Origin of the sequence: Mariniflexile sp. AS56 (assembly GCF_030552475.1) — a bacterium.
Classification (GTDB): Bacteria; Bacteroidota; Bacteroidia; order Flavobacteriales; family Flavobacteriaceae; genus Mariniflexile.
The window spans coordinates 247,947-266,416 of sequence record NZ_JAUPED010000002.1 but is presented as its reverse complement, the minus strand read 5'-3'; the positions used below and the strand labels follow the sequence as shown (position 1 = coordinate 266,416).

Sequence of the window (18,470 nt, the reverse complement as noted above, 5' to 3'; positions counted from 1 at the left end):
ACTACTTATACACGCCCTTTTAAAGCATTGAATACCCATGCGATGGCGAAAAAACCAATACCAACAGATGCAAAACCCCAACCAGCGACGTCGTCATATTTAAACGCGCCCATTAAAATTAATGCGACACCTACTATTATCATAATTGTTGTAGCCCACGCCAATACTGTGTTTTTATTCATTGCCATAATAAAGTTGTTTAGTTTTTGGGCGCATCCTTGAAAAAACAAGGTCGGGCTTTACGCTCTATCTTTTTTATGTATTGTGTGTTGTAATACTACTTAGAAGTATCGAGAACACATAAAAAAGGATGCCGCTGCAATCCCTTGCGCATATTCATAGGCAAATATCGTATTTTTAAATAAAAAAGTATGCTTTTAGATGTTTAATTTTAGCTTGTTTAAAAACCCTGTTTTTACATTTAAAAATAGTACAATTCAAAAAGCTTTTTACGACTAAGATGAAAAAACGATATCATGTCTATTTTTTATTATCCTATTGAATATTCGTGTTGATAAATTATTTAATTTTAACCGTTTTTTGTTACGAATGTTAATAGCCACTCAGAAAAGGCTTTTTATATTTAAATAGGTAGTACCTATCATAGCACTATTTAGATTTCAAAAAATAGAATATATTTTAAATAATATGAAAATAGTTGCCCTTTATTTTCTGTTCTTTTGTGTTGTAGTACAAGCACAAATAGGTAAACAAACCACCACACCTAAAGCCGATTTAAGAGGCGTTTTTGTGCCTTCCATATCTAGTATTTCTTGGCCAACAAACAGGAAAGCGACACCAGCTGTGCAACAAGCAGAGCTTGTTACTATTTTAGATAATTTAAAGGCAAACGGCTACAATACTGTTTTCTTGCAAGTACGCCCAGAAAGCGACGCCTTGTACGCTTCAACCATCGACCCCTGGTCTTATTGGCTTACAGGAACACAAGGAGTTGCTCCCAACCCAATGTGGGATCCTTTGGAATTTGCTGTTACAGAAGCGCATGCACGTGGTCTCGATTTACATGCGTGGTTAAACCCATATCGCGTTAAACAAACACCTGCTATGGTTTTGGCCCCCAATAATGTGGCTAATTTACACCCAACATGGACTTTTCAAGCCAAACTAAGTAATACAGATAAAGCATTATCCTTAAAAATGTTAAATCCTGGGCTGCCTGCCGTAAGAGCGTATATTGTTCGTGTGGTAGAAGATATTGCTAAAAGGTACGATGTTGATGGTATTCATTTTGACGACTATTTCTACCCATATTCTGGAATGGAATCCAAACCTCAAGATGCAAAAACATACAAAGAAAATAACCCAACCAGTATTGCTACCATAGAAAATTGGCGTAGAGATAACGTGAATTTAATGATTGGAATGGTTTACGATGCTATACAAACCATTAATACTGTTCAAAATAAGAATATTGTGTTTGGTGTAAGCCCCTTTGGAATTTGGAAAGCGGGAACACCTTCTGGTATTACTGGAACCTCTTCTTTTAGCGCCCTATATTGTGACCCCTTAGCTTGGTTAAATTCAGGTAAAGTAGACTATTTAGCACCTCAATTGTATTGGAAAATAACGAAAGCACAAGATTATGTGGCCCTATCCAAATGGTGGAACGATCAAACCAAAATTTACTGCAAGCAATTATATGTAAGCCAAGGTTACTATAAAATGGATCATACAAACCCCTGGGAAATTACAGAAATTCAGAATCAAATAAACCAAAATAGGCAATCACATATGGATGCTACTTTTGGTCAAATTGCATACAGTTATACCGCAATAAAAAATAATTTAAAGGGTTTAAACCATGCATTAAACGCAAACCATTTTAAATACAAATCGTTTGCACCACCTATTTTGGGCTTGGGTAAAGACACCATCAGCCCTATAAAACCAGCAAACATTCGGTTTGAACCATTAAAGCTTTTATGGGACACCCCAAAAAAGGCTTCAGATGGAGATCTACCTGTAAAATATGTAGTTTATGCTTTCGATAATGCAACCCAAGCTATCACACACCAGAACGATGGTTCTAAAATACTCGATATAGTCGCTGGAAATGAGTTCTTATTAACTCAAACACAAATGGATACTAAAGTTTTTGTTGTTTCAGCTTTAGATAAAAACAATAATGAAGCTGGTGATTTCACACAAACCAACAAATTAGGAGGCGTCAACTCAAAAGTAAATGAGTTAGTTGTGAATTCCATTCCATATGAAGACGATAATAACTTAGTTGTGCCTATTATTTTAAAAATGAATTAAAACTTCATAGGCACTTCAATAAATAACAAACTAGAAGCTGCTTCCGCTTTCATGGTGAAAAATGCGGTTTCCGAGATACCGGCGGCATCACGTTTTTCTAGATTTTCGTTTTCAATCGACACATTTCCATCAATAGTCATAACATAAACACCGTGATTTTCACTTTTAAGTTGGTATTTAAATTCGGCGCCTTCATCTAAATCTATTCGGGAAATTACAGCATCTTGATAAATTTTCAAACTACCAGCTTCCTGATCATCCATTGAAGACACTAAGGTTTGAAGTTTATTCTTTCTTTCACTTTCATCAAATGCTTTTTGGTCATATCTCGGTTGCACATCCTCCTTATTAGGAAATACCCAAATTTGAAATAAACTTAAATGGTCATCTACCGATCCGTTAATTTCTGAATGTTGTACACCTGTACCCGCGCTCATAACCTGCACTTCTCCTGGCATTACAGATAACCATGTATCTCCCATGTTATCTTTGTGTTTTAAAACACCTTTTAACGGAATGGTTATAATTTCCATGTTATCGTGTGGATGCGTTCCAAAACCCATCTTAGGGGCAATAACATCATCATTTAAAACGCGTAAAGCACCAAAATGGACTTTTTCCGGATTATTATAACTTGCAAAACTAAATGAATGGTTTGCCTGTAACCAACCATGGTTGGCAACACCACGATTATTGGCTTTATGAATTAGTATTTTCATTTTATTATTTATTATTTCCGATGAGGCGGATTTATTTTTAATTACTTTTAACAAACTCCTGTTTCCCTAGAATGTTACCTCATTTTATCAAGCAGGTTACTTAATTGTTCTGCTTCTTCCTCAGTTAAATTTTTTAATAATTTACTATTTAAACTTACGGGAATGGTTTCTAAAAGATTAATGCCCTCTTGAGTAATAATTATTTTAACAACACGCCTATCGCGTTCATCAGGTAAACGTTTAATATAATTTTTAGCACAGAGTTTATCCATTAAACGCGTGGCATTTGGGGAACGCTCTATCATTCTATCTTTAATCACCTGAACATTTATAGGGTCATCAGCTCCTTTTAATATTCTAAGAATATTATATTGTTGCGGTGATATACCATATGGTTTAAAAAACTCATTTTGATAGCTTGAAACCCAATTGGCTGTATATAAAATATTCAACAACGCTTTTACTCTGTTGTTATCAAATTTTGAATTGATATCTTTACTTATATCTCCCATTTTCTATTTATTTAGGCTAAAACATCTACATATTCATCATGTTTCTTCTTGAAAACAGCAGCTGCAAATGGACATAACGGAATCACTTTTAAGTTATTTGTACGTACATAATCTACCGCAGCAGCTACCAACTTATAGCCCACACCCTGCCCTTTTAGAGTGTCGCTCACTTCTGTGTGGTCTATAATAATTTTATTTGGCTTCGCGTGAGAGTAGGTCATTTCAGCCACTTTTACGGTGTCCATTTCAATATAAAAAGCGCCTTTTTTCTCGTTATCAATTTGCTTTACTTCCATATTACAAACTATTTTGAAGCGTTTCTGTAGCTTTTAATAAGCTAGAATTCAATTCTGAATTTACAATCTGACCCTCTTTAAAGTTCTCGTCAAAACTTGGTAATGAAAAATCGGCAACAATATGACCTCCCATAAAAGGAAATCTATTCTTTGCAACATCTAGCACAGAGGCACCACCACGAGCACCTGGTGAGGTTGCCATTAAAAGCATAGGTTTATTGCTCCATAGTTTTCCTTCAATTCTAGACATCCAATCGAATAAATTTTTGAAAACCGTAGAATAAGCTCCATTATGTTCTGCTAATGATAAAACAATACCATCTGTCGATTTAATTATATCTAAAAATTGTTGTGCATTTTCTGGAATTCCCTTCTCTGCTTCTAAATCGACACCAAATAAGGGTAATTCAAAATCATTCAAGTCTAAGACGGTTACTTCAGCTTCACTTACTAAACTTGCTGCATACGTTGCTAATTTTTTATTAATTGATTCTTTACTGTTCGATCCTGCAAAAGCGATAATTTTTTTCATTTAAAAAATGTTTTGGTTTATTTCCGCAAAAGCGAAAATCTAATTAGTTTCTATGGTAAATATAGAAATAAATTATTTAGTTTCCAAGGAGACTAATTCCGTGTAATATTAATTAATAAAACATTAACATTCGTTATACTATAATTGAAACTTTTGTATTTTAGCTTCAAACTAAATTAGCAATGGATTTAAACTTCAACAAAAACGAAGATCATAATAAATTATTAGTATCAGACCTTAATAATCGCCTTTCGCAAGTCCATTTAGGTGGCGGAAAAAAGAGTATTGAGAAGCAACGTGCTAAAGGTAAAATGACAGCCCATGAACGTGTTAATTACTTATTAGATCCTAATTCTAAGTCTATTGAAATTGCTGCTTTTGCAGGTGAAGGCATGTACGAATCGCATGGTGGTTGCCCTTCTGCTGGTGTTGTTGTTAAAATAGGTTATGTAAAAGGAAAGCAATGCATTGTGGTTGCTAATGACGCTACCGTTAAAGCGGGTGCATGGTTTCCTATTACTGCCAAAAAGAATTTAAGAGCTCAAGAAATAGCTATTGAGAACAGACTACCCATTATATATTTAGTTGATAGTGCCGGTGTTTATTTACCCTTACAGGATGAGATTTTCCCTGATAAAGAACATTTCGGACGTATTTTTAGAAACAACGCCATAATGAGTAGCATGGGCATTACCCAAATTGCGGCTGTTATGGGCAGTTGTGTTGCTGGTGGTGCGTATTTACCCATTATGAGCGACGAAGCTTTAATTGTTGATAAAACGGGAAGTATCTTTTTAGCTGGTAGTTATTTGGTAAAAGCAGCCATTGGAGAAACCATCGATAATGAAACACTTGGAGGTGCCACTACCCATTGTGAAATTAGTGGGGTTACGGATTATAAAGCCAAAGATGATAAAGATGCTTTAGATACCATTAAAAATATAATAGGTAAAATAGGTGATTTTGACAAAGCCGGTTATAACCGAATTGATGCTGCCAAACCTAAAGAGAACCCTGAAGATATTTACGGAATTCTGCCAAAATCGAGAGCCGATCAATACGATATGTATGAAATTATTAAGCGTTTGGTTGATAATTCAGAATTTGATGAATACAAAGCAGGCTACGGAAAAACCATCATCACCTGTTATGCGCGAATAGATGGTTGGGCTGTAGGTATTGTTGCCAACCAACGTAAGTTAGTTAAAACAGCAAATGGCGAAATGCAATTTGGTGGTGTTATTTATAACGATAGCGCCGATAAAGCCACCCGCTTTATTGCAAATTGTAACCAGAAAAAAATACCCTTGGTGTTTTTACAAGACGTGACAGGTTTCATGGTAGGAAGCAAAAGTGAACATGGTGGTATTATTAAAGATGGTGCTAAAATGGTGAATGCCGTTAGCAACTCGGTGGTGCCAAAATTCACAGTAATTATAGGTAATAGCTATGGAGCTGGTAATTACGCGATGTGTGGTAAAGCATACGACCCGAGACTGATTGTTGCATGGCCAAGTGCAGAACTCGCTGTTATGAGTGGTAATTCGGCAGCCAAAGTCCTGCTTCAAATAGAAAAAGCATCTTTAGAAAAGAAAGGTGAAAAAATAACTAAAGAGAAGGAAGACGAACTTTTTAATAAAATTAAAGACAGATACGATAACCAAGTGTCTCCTTATTACGCAGCTTCGCGTATTTGGACCGATGGAGTTATCGACCCGCTGCACACACGTAAATGGTTAAGCATGGGTATAGAAGCGGCAAACCACGCTCCTATTGAAAAGCCTTTTAACCTCGGGGTTTTACAAGTTTAAACTTTATTTGGGCTTTTATATTGAATAGCATGCACCATTATCTTAGTGTATGAGTATGGAAAATACTCCTAGATTATTATTTTAGGATGCTGCAACTTATAAATTCTGAACTACTTAAAATCGATTAGTTCTAAGGTTTTTGTACGTTGAATTTTTCCCGAAGTAGTTTCTACAAACTGCTTAACACTAAAAATATGTTTGGGCTTTTCGTGTTTTTTTAATTCGGAAAAAATAGAAGGATCAATTAAGGTTTCGTTTCCTTCTAAAACCAAAACAAGTTGTTCTCCAAAAGTTTCGTGTGGAATAGAACTAACAAAAAAACGTTGAGACAAGTTGTTCTGAAGTTTCGCTTCTATTTGCTCTGGAAATAATTTTAAGCCACCGGAATTTATGACGTTATCAAAACGCCCTAACCATTCAAATTCAGTTTTAGAATGAATATTTACAATATCATTAGTTATAATCTTTTCTTCTGAAAGCTTTGGAGCATTTATAACAAGGCAACCTCTTGTATCTCTAGAAATACTAATATTTGGAAGTATTTTAAAATAACATTCTACAGGCTGATTCGTCGCACCTTCTCGCAATGAAGTGAAATTATTGAGTTTTTTAAGCGCAATATGAGTCACGGTTTCCGTCATTCCATAAGTCTCATAAACATGAGAATCCACCCGTTGTATTTTCTCTTTTAGCGCTATTGAAACCGCAGCGCCACCAATAATAATGGTTTTTATTTTATCAGAATTTCGCAACGCATTTTCAAGTTGCAACGGAATCATAGCACAAAAATGATAATGTTTTGTATAGTCAAAAACAGGTTTGGTAGTAGGTTTAATTATATCAAGTTCTAAACCTAAAATAATCGCCCTTACTAGCATCATTTTACCTGCAATAAACTGTGATGGCAAACAATGTAAAGCGGTATCTCCAGCCTTTAAATTGAAAAACTCGCCCGTAGCTAAAGCAGAATGTACCATAGCATCCTTTTTTATTCTTATAGGTTTCGGGATGCCTGTAGAACCTGATGTTTTTACTTCAACAAAATCATTCGCATTTAACCAATCAAGCAGAAATATCCCGATTTCTTGCTGGTAAGTTTCGCCATTTTTCACAAAATAATAAGCAAACTGTAAAAGGTCTATATACGAATAATGAAGCCCATTTATTTTAAAATGTTCGTGAATGAAGTTATAATTAATTTCCACTTGAATTATTGTCTTCTAAAATTAAAGCATCCTCTTTTAAAGGTTCAACGACCTTTCCAAATAACTTTTCTTTCCAATCGCTCCAACCATATTTTTTTGATAATACAAATAGGATAATGGGGTACAAGATTAGAACTGGCATTATAATTTCAGCAGCTGTGGTATTCGCTTCTTCGGCTGTATATCTAAAAACAGCATCCGTTTGTAATGCCGACCAATCTGAAGTTATTAATAAGGCCGCCAATAAATTATTTCCTAAATGAAAGCCTAAAGCTAATTCAAGGCCTTCGTCCATTAAAGTCATTATTCCTAATAAAAGTCCTGTGCCAATATAAAATACCATCACGACAAGACCCAGTTCTGCAACCTCTGGATTTGCACTATGTGCAACACCAAAAAAGACAGAAGTTATAAGTAGAGGCACCCATTTATTTTTAACCATAATACCAATTTGTTGCATAAAATACCCTCTAAATAAGTACTCCTCTAATCCTATTTGGAAAGGGAACAGGAGTATACTTATTATAAATAATACAACAAACTTCTCTAGATTAAATTGCAAGGCGATTTCCGAAGGATCTAAGTAATAAGAAATTCCGAAACTCACTAAGGTTATAGTTACAATCAATAAAAAAGAAAATATAATTCTACCAATATCTACTTTACCTCTAGACGTAGTTAACGATAAAAGGCTTCTTTGATGCACGTATTTAACAAATACAAAAAGTAAACCTAACAGAAATGCAAAAGGTAACAAATTCATTACCAGCGAAATATTTGCAGGTATGCCCTTCATTAATTCGTAAGCTTTATCTAAATCTTCTGGAGAGGTAAATAAATAGGCTATAAAGTTTAAAACAAAAACCCCTGAAATTATAGATGCTGTAAGCAGGAACATCCAAAGTTCGTTTTTACCTTTATATGCTTGTTGTATGTATTTCATGTTATACTAAATTAAATTTCCAATTTGTTTTATTAACGTACTGCAAAGTACCATTTTTTACTTGTAAGGGGCAATCAAAATTATTGGTAAACAAACCACCTGTACCCAAACCTTGAGGTAATTTACTTTGTTTTGTATAGGTATACTGGGCAATAGCATTTAAGCCCACATTGCTTTCTAAAGCACTAGTTATCCACCACCCTATTTTGTTTTCTTCTGCTATTTCAATCCACGTGTCACTACCTTGAAAACCGCCAACTAAACTCGGTTTTAAAATAATATATTGGGGTTTTATAGTTTGTAGCAGCTTTTGCTTTTCTGTTACAGAAAACACGCCTATTAATTCTTCATCTAAAGCAATGGGTAACGGTGTTTGTGCGCAAAGTGTTGTCATAGCTTCCACTTGCCCTTGTTTTATGGGCTGTTCAATGGAATGAATATCTAAATCTGATAGTGTTTTAAGCTTTTCTAAAGCTTCCGAAGTTGAAAAAGCTCCATTAGCATCTACGCGAAGCTCAATGTCTCTTGACGTGAATTCCTTTCTAATGGATTTTAAAAGTTTGATTTCCGTTTGAAAATCGATTGCACCAATTTTCATTTTAATACAATTGAAACCATCGTTAATTTTAGACTCAATTTGCTGCTTCATAAAAGCTTCAGAACCCATCCAAATCAATCCGTTTATAGGTATGGCATCTTCATTATTTGTAAATTTTGATGGATATATTTCAAAAGGATCTCTGCTTTCTAAAGATTTAAATGCGGTTTCCAAACCAAATTGAATACTTGGAAATTCGATTAGCTCAAGTAACAACCCTGCTAAACCTAAATGAATATTTTCACAAACCCACTGTAATTTTTCTTCGTAGTCGGGTCTATCATCAACTGATAAGCCTCTAAATATCCCACATTCACCAATGCCTTTTTTTTCTTCAGAATTTAAAATAAGAAACCAAGTCTCCTTGGTTTTTAAAACACCCCGAGACGTGCCACTAGCTTGCTTAAAATTTAAAATGTATTTTTTATAAGATGCTTTAATCATTTACAATTCTATGCTTTCACCTATTTCTAACAGCATCAAATCTTTGTCTTTATCAAAAAATTTGCGTTTAGCTTCTTCATGATCAATTTCAATATATCCAAAAGTATCAAAATGGTAACCCAAAACTTTATCGCATTGTACAAAATCGCTAGCAATAATAGCATCTTCAATACCCATTGTGAAATTATCACCAATAGGCAAAATAGCTAAATCTAAATTGGTTCGCATAGGGATAAGTTTCATATCAAACGTTAACGCCGTATCTCCTGCTATATAAATATTTTTATGTTCACCTTCTATAACAAAACCACCAGGTTGCCCACCGTACTTTCCATCAGGAAACGATGAGGTATGGATGGCATTTACGTATTTCAACATACCAAATTCAAAATCCCAGCTACCACCATGGTTCATGGGGTGACCTTCCAAACCTAGGGCTTCAAAATGGGCTACAATTTCGAAATTTGATACAATAACCGCATTAGTCCGTTTTGCTATCGCTTCCACATCCAAAATATGGTCTTGATGTGCATGCGTTAATAAAATATAATCGGCTTTAATGGAATCTATATTTATATGTGCTGCTTTCGGGTTTCCAGAAATAAACGGATCTACAAGAATATGAATATCATTAACTTGTATACCTAGACTCGCATGACCGTAAAATGTGATTTTCATTTTTATATTTTTTAGAGATTATTGTTTTATTCTAAAATTAAAAATTGTTTTTTACCCGCTCCACTGCTAATAGTAATAAAACGTTCATCACTAAAGATACCATAAAAAGGCAAATAAATAGTGTTGTTTTTATTGTCTTGAATTTTGTTGTAAGCCACATCACCTTTTGAATTATATACAATGTCGTATAATGATGTAGATTCAAAAAAACCTTTTGAGACTTTAACTCTTCCGTCTTCTTTATCTGTTAAATTTTTACCAGAATTTAGTAAAACATGTAATTCACCATCCTTTAAAAAGGCATTATACGAAGGAAATGTATCTCGTTTAAAAATGCTTCTACCCCATTCTAAATCGCCATGAGGGTTAAGTTTCAATACTAAAACCGTATTGTAATGAAATACTGTTTGCATATATCCTGCACCCATTCCATTGGAAATATAAACATGAGTTATAAAAAATTCTTCTGCTAAAATATAAGTATTTCCTTGTTTATCTTTAATGACATAGTCTACATAGAAATTAGATAATTCATCATCTTTTTTTCTATCGGCTTTAGTTTCTGTATATAAATCTTTATAAACAGACTCTGGTAAATGAAATGATTTACCTTCGGAAATAACCATATTATCGGAGTCAACATTAAAAAATAATGCCCCTTTAATACCTCTAACATTTTCTTCGGAATAAAAACCAAGTAATTGTATTAAATTATTTTGATTTGTTATAGTTAATGAACTTATATGATAATTTTTACCAAACTCAACGTTGGTAGTTTTATATGAAGAAGCAGTTAATTTGTTTAAAACAAAATTGTAATTTGCTTTGCCGCCTTTTTTTTGAGATCTGCCTTCTAAAAATAATTTCCCAAGTGCATAAACACTACCTGAATCGTCTATAGACAAATCATTTGGTTCATAAAATTTTTCAGTATTTTCTTGATACGTTTTTGTATAAACAAGACTTAAATCTTTAGTATTGTATACACGAACGGTATAAGAATTCGAGTTTTTCTTTATATCATCTGTTGATACAACAAAATAGGCTCCATTAGGAGACATAGCGAATCCTGTTTGGCGTTTGTTACCACCGGAAAATATGGGTTGATTCTTCTCTACTTCTGCTTTAAAAAGTTCCGTTTTTTTGTGACTACCATTAGTAATATTAAATTCATGACAATACAAAACACGCTCTTTTTTTGATGGAGAAAAAACAGTGAAAATTTTTATAATATTACCAAAAGACAAATTGCCACAATAATTTTCATCACTATCGGTTTCAATTTGAACATTTTTAATTCTTCCTAGTGATTCGTTAAAGACATCAAACAACAAATGCTTTCGGCTATTTCTAACAACACCACTTAGGCCTGATTCAGAAGTATGCATTGAAAGCACTTCTCCAGATTTTACTTCATCGTGAAATTCTGGACTTTCTAAAACTTTAAGCGTCGTTTTATTTTGAGAATAACCTAATGCCGAAACAATAAACACTAGCAGAATGAATGTTTTTTTCATGTCCAAATTTTAAGTTCTATAATATATGCCCAACTCCCATTAATACAGCTAAAGCAACAGTAGTTAGGGCTACTTTTTTTAATTCGGGATCTAACAATTTAGAATCTGAATTTTTTAATACTTTTTTAATATGAATGATTAAAGGAATATAAGCCACTACAAAAATTAAATTCCAAAAGGATGTAAAATATAGGATGCCAAATAAGCTAGATAAAACGATTGCCAAACAAACAATTGTTATGTGGTATTTCTTCGCATTAACAACTCCCAATTTAACCGCCAAGGTAATTTTATCTGATTTTATATCAGATTCAATATCACGCATATTATTCAGGTTTAAAACCGCAGCACTTAACAAACCAATGGTTATTGCTGGTAAAAACACCACATGGTCTATTGTTTTTGCATATAAAACATAGCAGCCAATTACACTTATTAATCCAAAAAACACAAACACATAAATATCACCTAAACCTTTGTAACCATAGGCATTATTACCAACCGTGTACCTAATAGCTGCAGCTACCGATGCAATACCAAGTGCAAAGAAAATAAGTGTTAAGAAAAAATACTTAACACCAAACGCCGTAAAAATTAAAAAGAAGGCTAAGCCTATAGAAATTAATACGTTAATTTTTATAGCATTAAACATCTCTTCTGGAGAAATTACCCCCGTTTGAATTGCACGATCAGGCCCGACACGGTCGTTATTATCGGTACCTTTTATACCATCGCCATAATCGTTTGCGAGGTTAGATAAAATTTGAAAACTTAAAGTTGTTAAAATAGCCAAAGTACAAACTAACCAGTCAAAATAACCGTTATATTCCGCAAAACAAGAGGCTAAAATAATTCCTGAAATAGATAAAGGTAGCGTGCGTAAACGCATGGTTGAAATCCAAATAGAAAGGTTCTTCATATTATGGAATCCATTTTTTTTCAAAATTAGGCTTTCGCTTTTCTAAAAAGGCATTTCTTCCTTCTGTAGCCTCTTCTGTCATATAGGCCAGACGGGTAGCTTCACCAGCAAATACTTGTTGTCCCACCATACCATCATCTGTTAAATTCATAGCAAATTTCAGCATTTTTATTGAAGTTGGCGATTTTCCTAATATTTCTTGAGCCCACTCATAAGCGGTCGCTTCCAAATCATTATGCGAAACCACGGCATTTACCATACCCATATCAAAGGCTTCTTGAGCGGAGTAATTTCTTCCTAAGAAAAATATCTCACGCGCTTTTTTCTGCCCCACCATTTTTGCTAAATAAGCAGAACCATAGCCACCATCAAAACTGGTTACATCTGCATCCGTTTGCTTAAAAATAGCATGTTCTTTACTTGCTAAAGTTAAATCGCAAATTACGTGTAAACTATGTCCGCCACCAACAGCCCAACCTGGCACGACTGCAATAACAGCTTTAGGCATGAAACGAATTAAACGTTGAACTTCTAAAATATTTAATCGATGGTAACCATCTTCGCCTACATACCCTTGATGCCCTCTTGCTTTTTGGTCGCCTCCAGAGCAAAAACTCCAAATACCATCTTTGGAAGAAGGCCCTTCAGCAGATAACAAAACGACACCTATATTAACGTCTTCATTAGCATCATAAAATGCATCATACAATTCACTAGTTGTTTTTGGCCTAAAAGCATTCCGTACATCTGGTCTGTTAAACGCAATACGAGCAACACCATTACACTTTTTATAGGTGATGTCCTCGTACTCTTTAACGGTTTTCCAATTAACTTGTTCCATTTTTAATATTTTGCTCAAAAATAATTTATATTTAATTAAAACACTTGCTTCAAATTAAAAAATAATAGCCGCTTTTAGTTTTACCACAAAAGCTTTTAACATAACTCAAAAAAACTCTTAAAAAATAGTTAAATAAACAAATCTAAAGTCTGTTTTTTGAGAAATTCGAATAAGTACTCAGTACTGTTTGAGCGTAGTCTTTTTTTGGTTAAATTTGCAGCGTTACGAATTTTCGTCTGATAAATATACATTTTAACTTAATTTTATGTATATTGCCGATGAATTTAACCCCCGTGCCTATGTTAGTTAAAATTACTCTTTTAATATTTGGTTTAGTAGCTCTTAATTTTTTGTTACTAAAATTTAGTTCTAACAAAACGATAAAACCGGTAAAGGGAAACAAAGCTCCTGTGGTGCTTAAACCTCAAATCACCATTTTAGAGGAGCCTCAAATACTTGCTCCAACAGGAAGTTAGTTTTACTAAAGTGTTTATTTTCAAACCAAAATCCTCTATTAGCACTTAATGGAGATGGGTGTCCTGTAGTTAAAATTTGATGTTTTTGGGAATCAATAAACTTTTGCTTTTTTTTAGCATAACCACCCCAAAGCAGGAAAACTACATGGTTTTTATTTTCACTTATTGATTTTATTACAAAATCGGTGAACAACTCCCAGCCTTTCTTTTGGTGACTCCCAGCTTCATGGGCTCTTACTGTAAGTGTTGCATTCAACAATAAAACACCTTGGTCTGCCCATCGTGTTAAATTTCCACTTACTGGATACGGAATGCCTAAGTCACGCTCAATTTCTTTAAAAATATTTATTAATGATGGTGGGTGCTTCATACCTTCATTTACTGAAAAGCACAAACCATTCGCTTGCCCATCACCATGGTACGGATCTTGACCTATAATAACAACTTTCACGTCTTCAAATTTACAATGATTAAAAGCGTTAAATATTTCATTTTCTGGAGGAAAACAGGTGTTATTCGCATATTCCGAATTTACAAAACTTATTAAATCTTTAAAATAAGACTTCGCAAATTCTGTTTCTAAATAAGGCTTCCAACTGTCGTGTATATCAATATTCATAGGTATAATCTAAAATCGAACTAAAATAATACTATCTTTAGTCTTAATAAAATTATTTAAGATTGAAAAAAATAAAATTTCCAACAGCACAAACAGTTCTTATTATTATAGCTGGTTTGGTTGCTCTATTAACTTGGGTAATCCCTTCGGGAAAATTTGATTCTTTAGCATATAATAAAGATGAAAACACATTTACACGAACCAGTTTAGAAGAAAAGGAAACTTTAAATGCTTCACAAGAAACCTTAGATGTTTTAGAAATAAAAATTCCGTTAGAAAAATTCACCAATGGTGATATCTGGAAACCCATTAGCATCCCTAATACTTATAAAAAAGTAGAAGCTAAACCACAAGGGCTTATCGCTTTTTTACAATCGCCCATAAAAGGTATTGTTGAGGCAGCCGATATTATTTTTTTGGTTTTGTTTATAGGTGGTTTAATAGGAATCATGAATTTTACCGGTGCTTTTGATGCAGGTATTTCTTGGCTTGCTAATACACTTAAAGGTAAAGAGTATATTTTAATAGTTCTTGTTACCACATTAATAGCCATTGGAGGTACCACTTTTGGTTTGGCCGAAGAAACCATTGCTTTCTACCCCATACTTATTCCCATATTTTTAGCAGCTAAATATGACGCCATCGTAGCGCTGGCTTGTATTTACCTCGGGTCTTCTATTGGCACCATGTGTTCTACATCCAACCCGTTTAGTGCTATAATTGCTTCAGATGCGGCAGGTATTAATTGGACAACAGGTTTAACAGGTCGCTTGATCATGCTTGTTTTAGGAGTACTCATTTGTATTATTTATACACTTAGATATGCACAGCGCGTCAAGAAAGACCCTTCAAAATCTGTGATTTTTAAACAGAAAGAAGCTATCGAGGCCATGTTTGGTAACACAACAAACTCTGCGGTTAAACTGTCTGTACGCTTACGAATTATCCTGTTCCTATTTGCCATGTGCTTTGTTGTGATGATTTACGGTGTATCTCAATTAGAATGGTGGTTTTTAGAAATGACCGTTGTTTTTTTAGTTGGCTCCATCCTTATTGGATTTATAGCAAAAATTGATGAATATACCTTTGTAGATCTGTTTGCTAAAGGTGCCGGAGACCTTCTTGGTGTAGCCCTTATTATAGGTGTAGCACGTGGTATAACTGTATTACTAGAAGACGGACAAATAAGCGACACCTTATTATATTACGCAAGTAATGCCACAACCGGCATGAATAAAGGCCTATTTATTAACGCTATGCTGTACATATATGGTGGCTTATCTTTTTTCATACCATCGTCTTCAGGAATGGCCGTTTTAACCATGCCCATTTTATCTCCTTTAGCCGACGGTGTGGGCATAGGAAGAGAACTTATCGTTAATGCATACCAATATGGCATGGGCTTATTTGCGTTTATTAACCCTACCGGACTCATCTTAGCGTCTTTAGCCATTGTAAAAGTTGGTTATGATAAATGGCTGAAGTTTGTAATGCCTTTGGTTCTTATTTTATTACTTTTCACTATGATTGTACTCACTATTTCCGTGTATATGTGATCAATTAATTTGATAAGCAACCACCTTGTTTCCAAAAAAAGTAGGCACCAAAAGGATGTTTTTCTCAGGAATAATGCCTATATCTGCAGCATTCAATTTCACATCTTTAGTATCTAATAGTTTCGTGGCGGCAGCACCAGGCTTCATTTTGTCAACAAAAAACAATTCACCAGGCCACGTAGAAACAATATAACCTTCCTTTATAGCCACAATACCATCACCACCAACAATACCTGTGGCAATAACGGTGCGTGCTTTTGTCTTTTTATTGATGGCTATCAAATCTCCTTTACTGTAGGATGCTACCAGAATTCGGTCTTTTTCTGCGAGGATGCCATTTGGGTTCACGCCATCCATATCTAACCATAACGACACTTCGTCATTTACCAGTTTATAGACTTTACTATCTCGAGAATCTGTAATATATACATCTCCATTTCTATCTATATCTACATCATTTAGAAATATGGAATTTTCAACATGAATGCGCTTCTCTACTGCACCTGAAGTCATATCAATTTTAATAATATCATCAATATCTGCTACATAAAGTTTAGTATTATAGAACTGAGCTCCTTTTGGAGCGTTTAAACCTGAAGTCCAATTTTGATTCAGAATTTCCCCTTCAGTACTAATAATTGACATACTGCCGTCTCCATCTTTTTCCGTTGGAGGCACTCCACCAATATTAGATACATAAATAACGCCTTTGGCTTTATCATATCTAACAGCCTCACAGGTTTTTAACAACGTGTCTGTTTCCCATAATTTAGTTAAAACAATTTCTGTTTTTATAGGTGCTTGGGCTATAACTTCCTTCTTGTTTTGTTTACAAGCTGAAAGTACAACGAAACTAATTACTAGTAAAAGTGTAGCGTATTTCATTTTAAATTACTAATAATGAATTAAATAACTACTAAGATAATATTTTTACTAATAACTCTTTTAATAAATCACCCTGAGGAACTGAATTAGAACCAACACCTTTACTTTTAACATCAAACTCTCGAAGCGTTGATATTACACCACTCACCTTCCGCATCGGGAAATTTCTAGCAGCTGTAATATAGTCGTTTACAAAATATGGATTCACCTTTAATGCTGAAGCCACATTTCGCGGTGATTTATCACTCAAACCATGAAAATGAAGTAGTTGTGAAAAGAAACTAAACAATAAAGACACCGTAACAACCATGGGATTATCTTTAGGGTTTTCAGCAAAATAATTAACAATTCTGAAAGCCTTGAGGGCATTACGTTCTCCAATAGCATGGCGTAATTCAAAATTATTAAAATCTTTACTAATCCCTATATTTTCCTCGATATGCTCTGGCGTAATTTGAGTGCCTTTGGGTAAAATTATTTGAAGTTTATCTAACTCATTATTAATCTTACTTAAATCGGTTCCTAAAAACTCCACCAGCATTTGTGCTGCTTTTGGTGCTATAGTATAGTTTTTAGAGGAAAGAACACGTCGAATCCAATCGGCTACCTGGTTTTCATACAGCTTTTTACTTTCGTAAACAACACCTGTTTTTTTAAGCGTTTTATAAAGTGCTTTACGCTTATCAAGCGTTTTATATTTATAATTAAACACTAAAATAGTGGTTGGTTGCGGCTGTTTAGCATAATCTACCAACTTCTCGATAGTACGCGATAAATCTTGTGCTTCCTTTACAATAATAACCTGATGCTCCGCCATCATTGGGTAGCGTTTGGCATTACTAATCACATCTTCAACCGTAACATCGCGTCCATACAATACCATTTGGTTAAACCCACGCTCTTCTTCAGATAGTACAGTATCTTCAATAAAATCAGATATTTTATCTATATAATAAGATTCTTCACCCATTAAAAAATAAATGGGATTCAATTTGCCGTTTTTTATGTCGGTAACTAATTGTTTTACTTCGTCCAAATTCTATAAATTTTCAAAAAAGACAAGCACCAAATTACAATCTTAAAAAAAATGGCATTTGGTATTTGAATATTGTGAGTTTTAATTTTTGAATCTTAACTTTGAAAACACAAATACACCAATGTTGCAAGAGCTTAATTTTCCAAAGTTTCCGTTTCGATTCAAAAATAGCGAAAATAAAATTTCTATTTTCGATTGTATACGCAAAAAGTTTGTGATTTTACAACCCGAAGAATGGGTACGCCAACATTGTATTCTATATTTAATGGAAGAAAAAGGATACCCAAAATCCTTAATAAATATTGAAAAAGAACTGATAGTTAACGATTTAAAAAAACGCTACGACATTGTTGTTTTTAACACCAACGGTGGCATTCATTTAATTGTAGAATGTAAAGCGCCTTCAATCACAATTAATCAGCAAACTTTCGACCAAATTGCACAATATAACCGCGTATTAAACGCTACTTATTTAATGGTTACAAACGGATTAAATCATTATTATTGCCAAATGGACTTCGAAACGGAACGCTATGATTTTTTAAAAGACATTCCGAATTATAATGAAAAATGAAAAGTTAATAATGAGAAATGACATTACTA

Annotated in this window: 19 protein-coding genes; 4 read left to right on the top strand and 15 right to left on the bottom strand. The window is 34.0% G+C overall.

What is annotated here, in order from left to right; translation table 11 throughout:
* Positions 1-5: 5 nt before the first annotated feature.
* Positions 6-188, bottom strand: coding sequence for a CAL67264 family membrane protein (locus Q5N74_RS03815; protein ID WP_304387386.1), 183 nt, complete (start codon positions 186-188; stop codon positions 6-8).
* 460 nt (positions 189-648) lie between these two features.
* Here Q5N74_RS03815 and Q5N74_RS03810 point away from each other — a divergent pair, with 460 nt between their 5' ends.
* Positions 649-2,280 (top strand): glycoside hydrolase family 10 protein, encoded by a 1,632-nt coding sequence (locus Q5N74_RS03810; protein ID WP_304387385.1) that lies wholly within the window; start codon positions 649-651, stop codon positions 2,278-2,280.
* Here Q5N74_RS03810 and Q5N74_RS03805 read toward each other — a convergent pair.
* From Q5N74_RS03805 to Q5N74_RS03790, 4 genes are all read right to left on the bottom strand, one after another.
* A complete protein-coding gene (locus Q5N74_RS03805) occupies positions 2,277-2,999 on the bottom strand; it encodes a pirin family protein (protein WP_304387384.1) in 723 nt (240 codons plus the stop codon). The two genes, Q5N74_RS03810 and Q5N74_RS03805, sit on opposite strands and share 4 nt — an antisense overlap.
* Before the next feature lie 74 nt (positions 3,000-3,073).
* Positions 3,074-3,511: a MarR family winged helix-turn-helix transcriptional regulator gene (locus Q5N74_RS03800; RefSeq protein WP_304387383.1), complete on the bottom strand. Its 438-nt coding sequence runs from the start codon at positions 3,509-3,511 to the stop codon at positions 3,074-3,076.
* Between the two features lie 11 nt (positions 3,512-3,522).
* Positions 3,523-3,807, bottom strand: coding sequence for a GNAT family N-acetyltransferase (locus Q5N74_RS03795; RefSeq protein WP_304387382.1), 285 nt, complete (start codon positions 3,805-3,807; stop codon positions 3,523-3,525).
* Between the two features lies 1 nt (position 3,808).
* The gene (locus Q5N74_RS03790; protein ID WP_304387381.1) at positions 3,809-4,339 is read right to left on the bottom strand and encodes an NADPH-dependent FMN reductase; all 531 of its coding nucleotides are present in this window, start codon (positions 4,337-4,339) and stop codon (positions 3,809-3,811) included.
* Between the two features lie 182 nt (positions 4,340-4,521).
* On the opposite strand from Q5N74_RS03790, the gene Q5N74_RS03785 reads away from it, so the two are divergent.
* Positions 4,522-6,150: an acyl-CoA carboxylase subunit beta gene (locus Q5N74_RS03785; protein ID WP_304387380.1), complete on the top strand. Its 1,629-nt coding sequence runs from the start codon at positions 4,522-4,524 to the stop codon at positions 6,148-6,150.
* 110 nt (positions 6,151-6,260) lie between these two features.
* Here Q5N74_RS03785 and Q5N74_RS03780 read toward each other — a convergent pair whose 3' ends face one another.
* From Q5N74_RS03780 to Q5N74_RS03745, 8 genes are all read right to left on the bottom strand, one after another.
* A complete protein-coding gene (locus tag Q5N74_RS03780) occupies positions 6,261-7,355 on the bottom strand; it encodes an AMP-binding protein (RefSeq protein WP_304387379.1) in 1,095 nt (364 codons plus the stop codon).
* On the bottom strand, positions 7,345-8,298 hold the full coding sequence (locus Q5N74_RS03775; RefSeq protein WP_304387378.1) for a CPBP family intramembrane glutamic endopeptidase: 954 nt from the start codon (positions 8,296-8,298) through the stop codon (positions 7,345-7,347). The genes Q5N74_RS03780 and Q5N74_RS03775 overlap by 11 nt, the downstream gene beginning before the upstream one ends.
* A gap of 1 nt (position 8,299) precedes the next feature.
* Positions 8,300-9,340 carry an o-succinylbenzoate synthase gene (locus Q5N74_RS03770; protein WP_304387377.1) on the bottom strand — a complete coding sequence of 347 codons (1,041 nt, stop codon included), beginning with the start codon at positions 9,338-9,340 and terminating at the stop codon, positions 8,300-8,302.
* The gene (locus Q5N74_RS03765; RefSeq protein WP_304387376.1) at positions 9,341-10,018 is read right to left on the bottom strand and encodes a metal-dependent hydrolase; all 678 of its coding nucleotides are present in this window, start codon (positions 10,016-10,018) and stop codon (positions 9,341-9,343) included.
* 26 nt (positions 10,019-10,044) lie between these two features.
* Positions 10,045-11,535 carry a hypothetical protein gene (locus tag Q5N74_RS03760; RefSeq protein WP_304387375.1) on the bottom strand — a complete coding sequence of 497 codons (1,491 nt, stop codon included), beginning with the start codon at positions 11,533-11,535 and terminating at the stop codon, positions 10,045-10,047.
* Positions 11,536-11,551: 16 nt separating this feature from the next.
* A complete protein-coding gene (gene menA / locus Q5N74_RS03755) occupies positions 11,552-12,454 on the bottom strand; it encodes a 1,4-dihydroxy-2-naphthoate octaprenyltransferase (protein WP_304387374.1) in 903 nt (300 codons plus the stop codon).
* 1 nt (position 12,455) lies between these two features.
* Positions 12,456-13,295, bottom strand: coding sequence for a 1,4-dihydroxy-2-naphthoyl-CoA synthase (locus tag Q5N74_RS03750; RefSeq protein WP_304387373.1), 840 nt, complete (start codon positions 13,293-13,295; stop codon positions 12,456-12,458).
* A gap of 429 nt (positions 13,296-13,724) precedes the next feature.
* Positions 13,725-14,390 carry a uracil-DNA glycosylase gene (locus tag Q5N74_RS03745; RefSeq protein ID WP_304387372.1) on the bottom strand — a complete coding sequence of 222 codons (666 nt, stop codon included), beginning with the start codon at positions 14,388-14,390 and terminating at the stop codon, positions 13,725-13,727.
* A gap of 62 nt (positions 14,391-14,452) precedes the next feature.
* Between Q5N74_RS03745 and Q5N74_RS03740 the strand changes: the two genes are divergently transcribed.
* Complete coding sequence (locus Q5N74_RS03740) at positions 14,453-15,946, top strand: YfcC family protein (protein WP_304387371.1); 1,494 nt, start codon at positions 14,453-14,455, stop codon at positions 15,944-15,946.
* On the opposite strand, the gene Q5N74_RS03735 is transcribed toward Q5N74_RS03740, so the two are convergent.
* Entirely contained in the window at positions 15,947-16,831 is an 885-nt protein-coding gene (locus Q5N74_RS03735) for a hypothetical protein (protein WP_304387369.1), read from the bottom strand.
* 31 nt (positions 16,832-16,862) lie between these two features.
* Complete coding sequence (holA, locus tag Q5N74_RS03730) at positions 16,863-17,867, bottom strand: DNA polymerase III subunit delta (RefSeq protein WP_304387368.1); 1,005 nt, start codon at positions 17,865-17,867, stop codon at positions 16,863-16,865.
* A 124-nt stretch (positions 17,868-17,991) separates the two neighbouring features.
* On the opposite strand from holA, the gene Q5N74_RS03725 reads away from it, so the two are divergent.
* On the top strand, positions 17,992-18,441 hold the full coding sequence (locus Q5N74_RS03725) for a type I restriction enzyme HsdR N-terminal domain-containing protein (protein ID WP_304387536.1): 450 nt from the start codon (positions 17,992-17,994) through the stop codon (positions 18,439-18,441).
* Positions 18,442-18,470 lie beyond the last annotated feature (29 nt).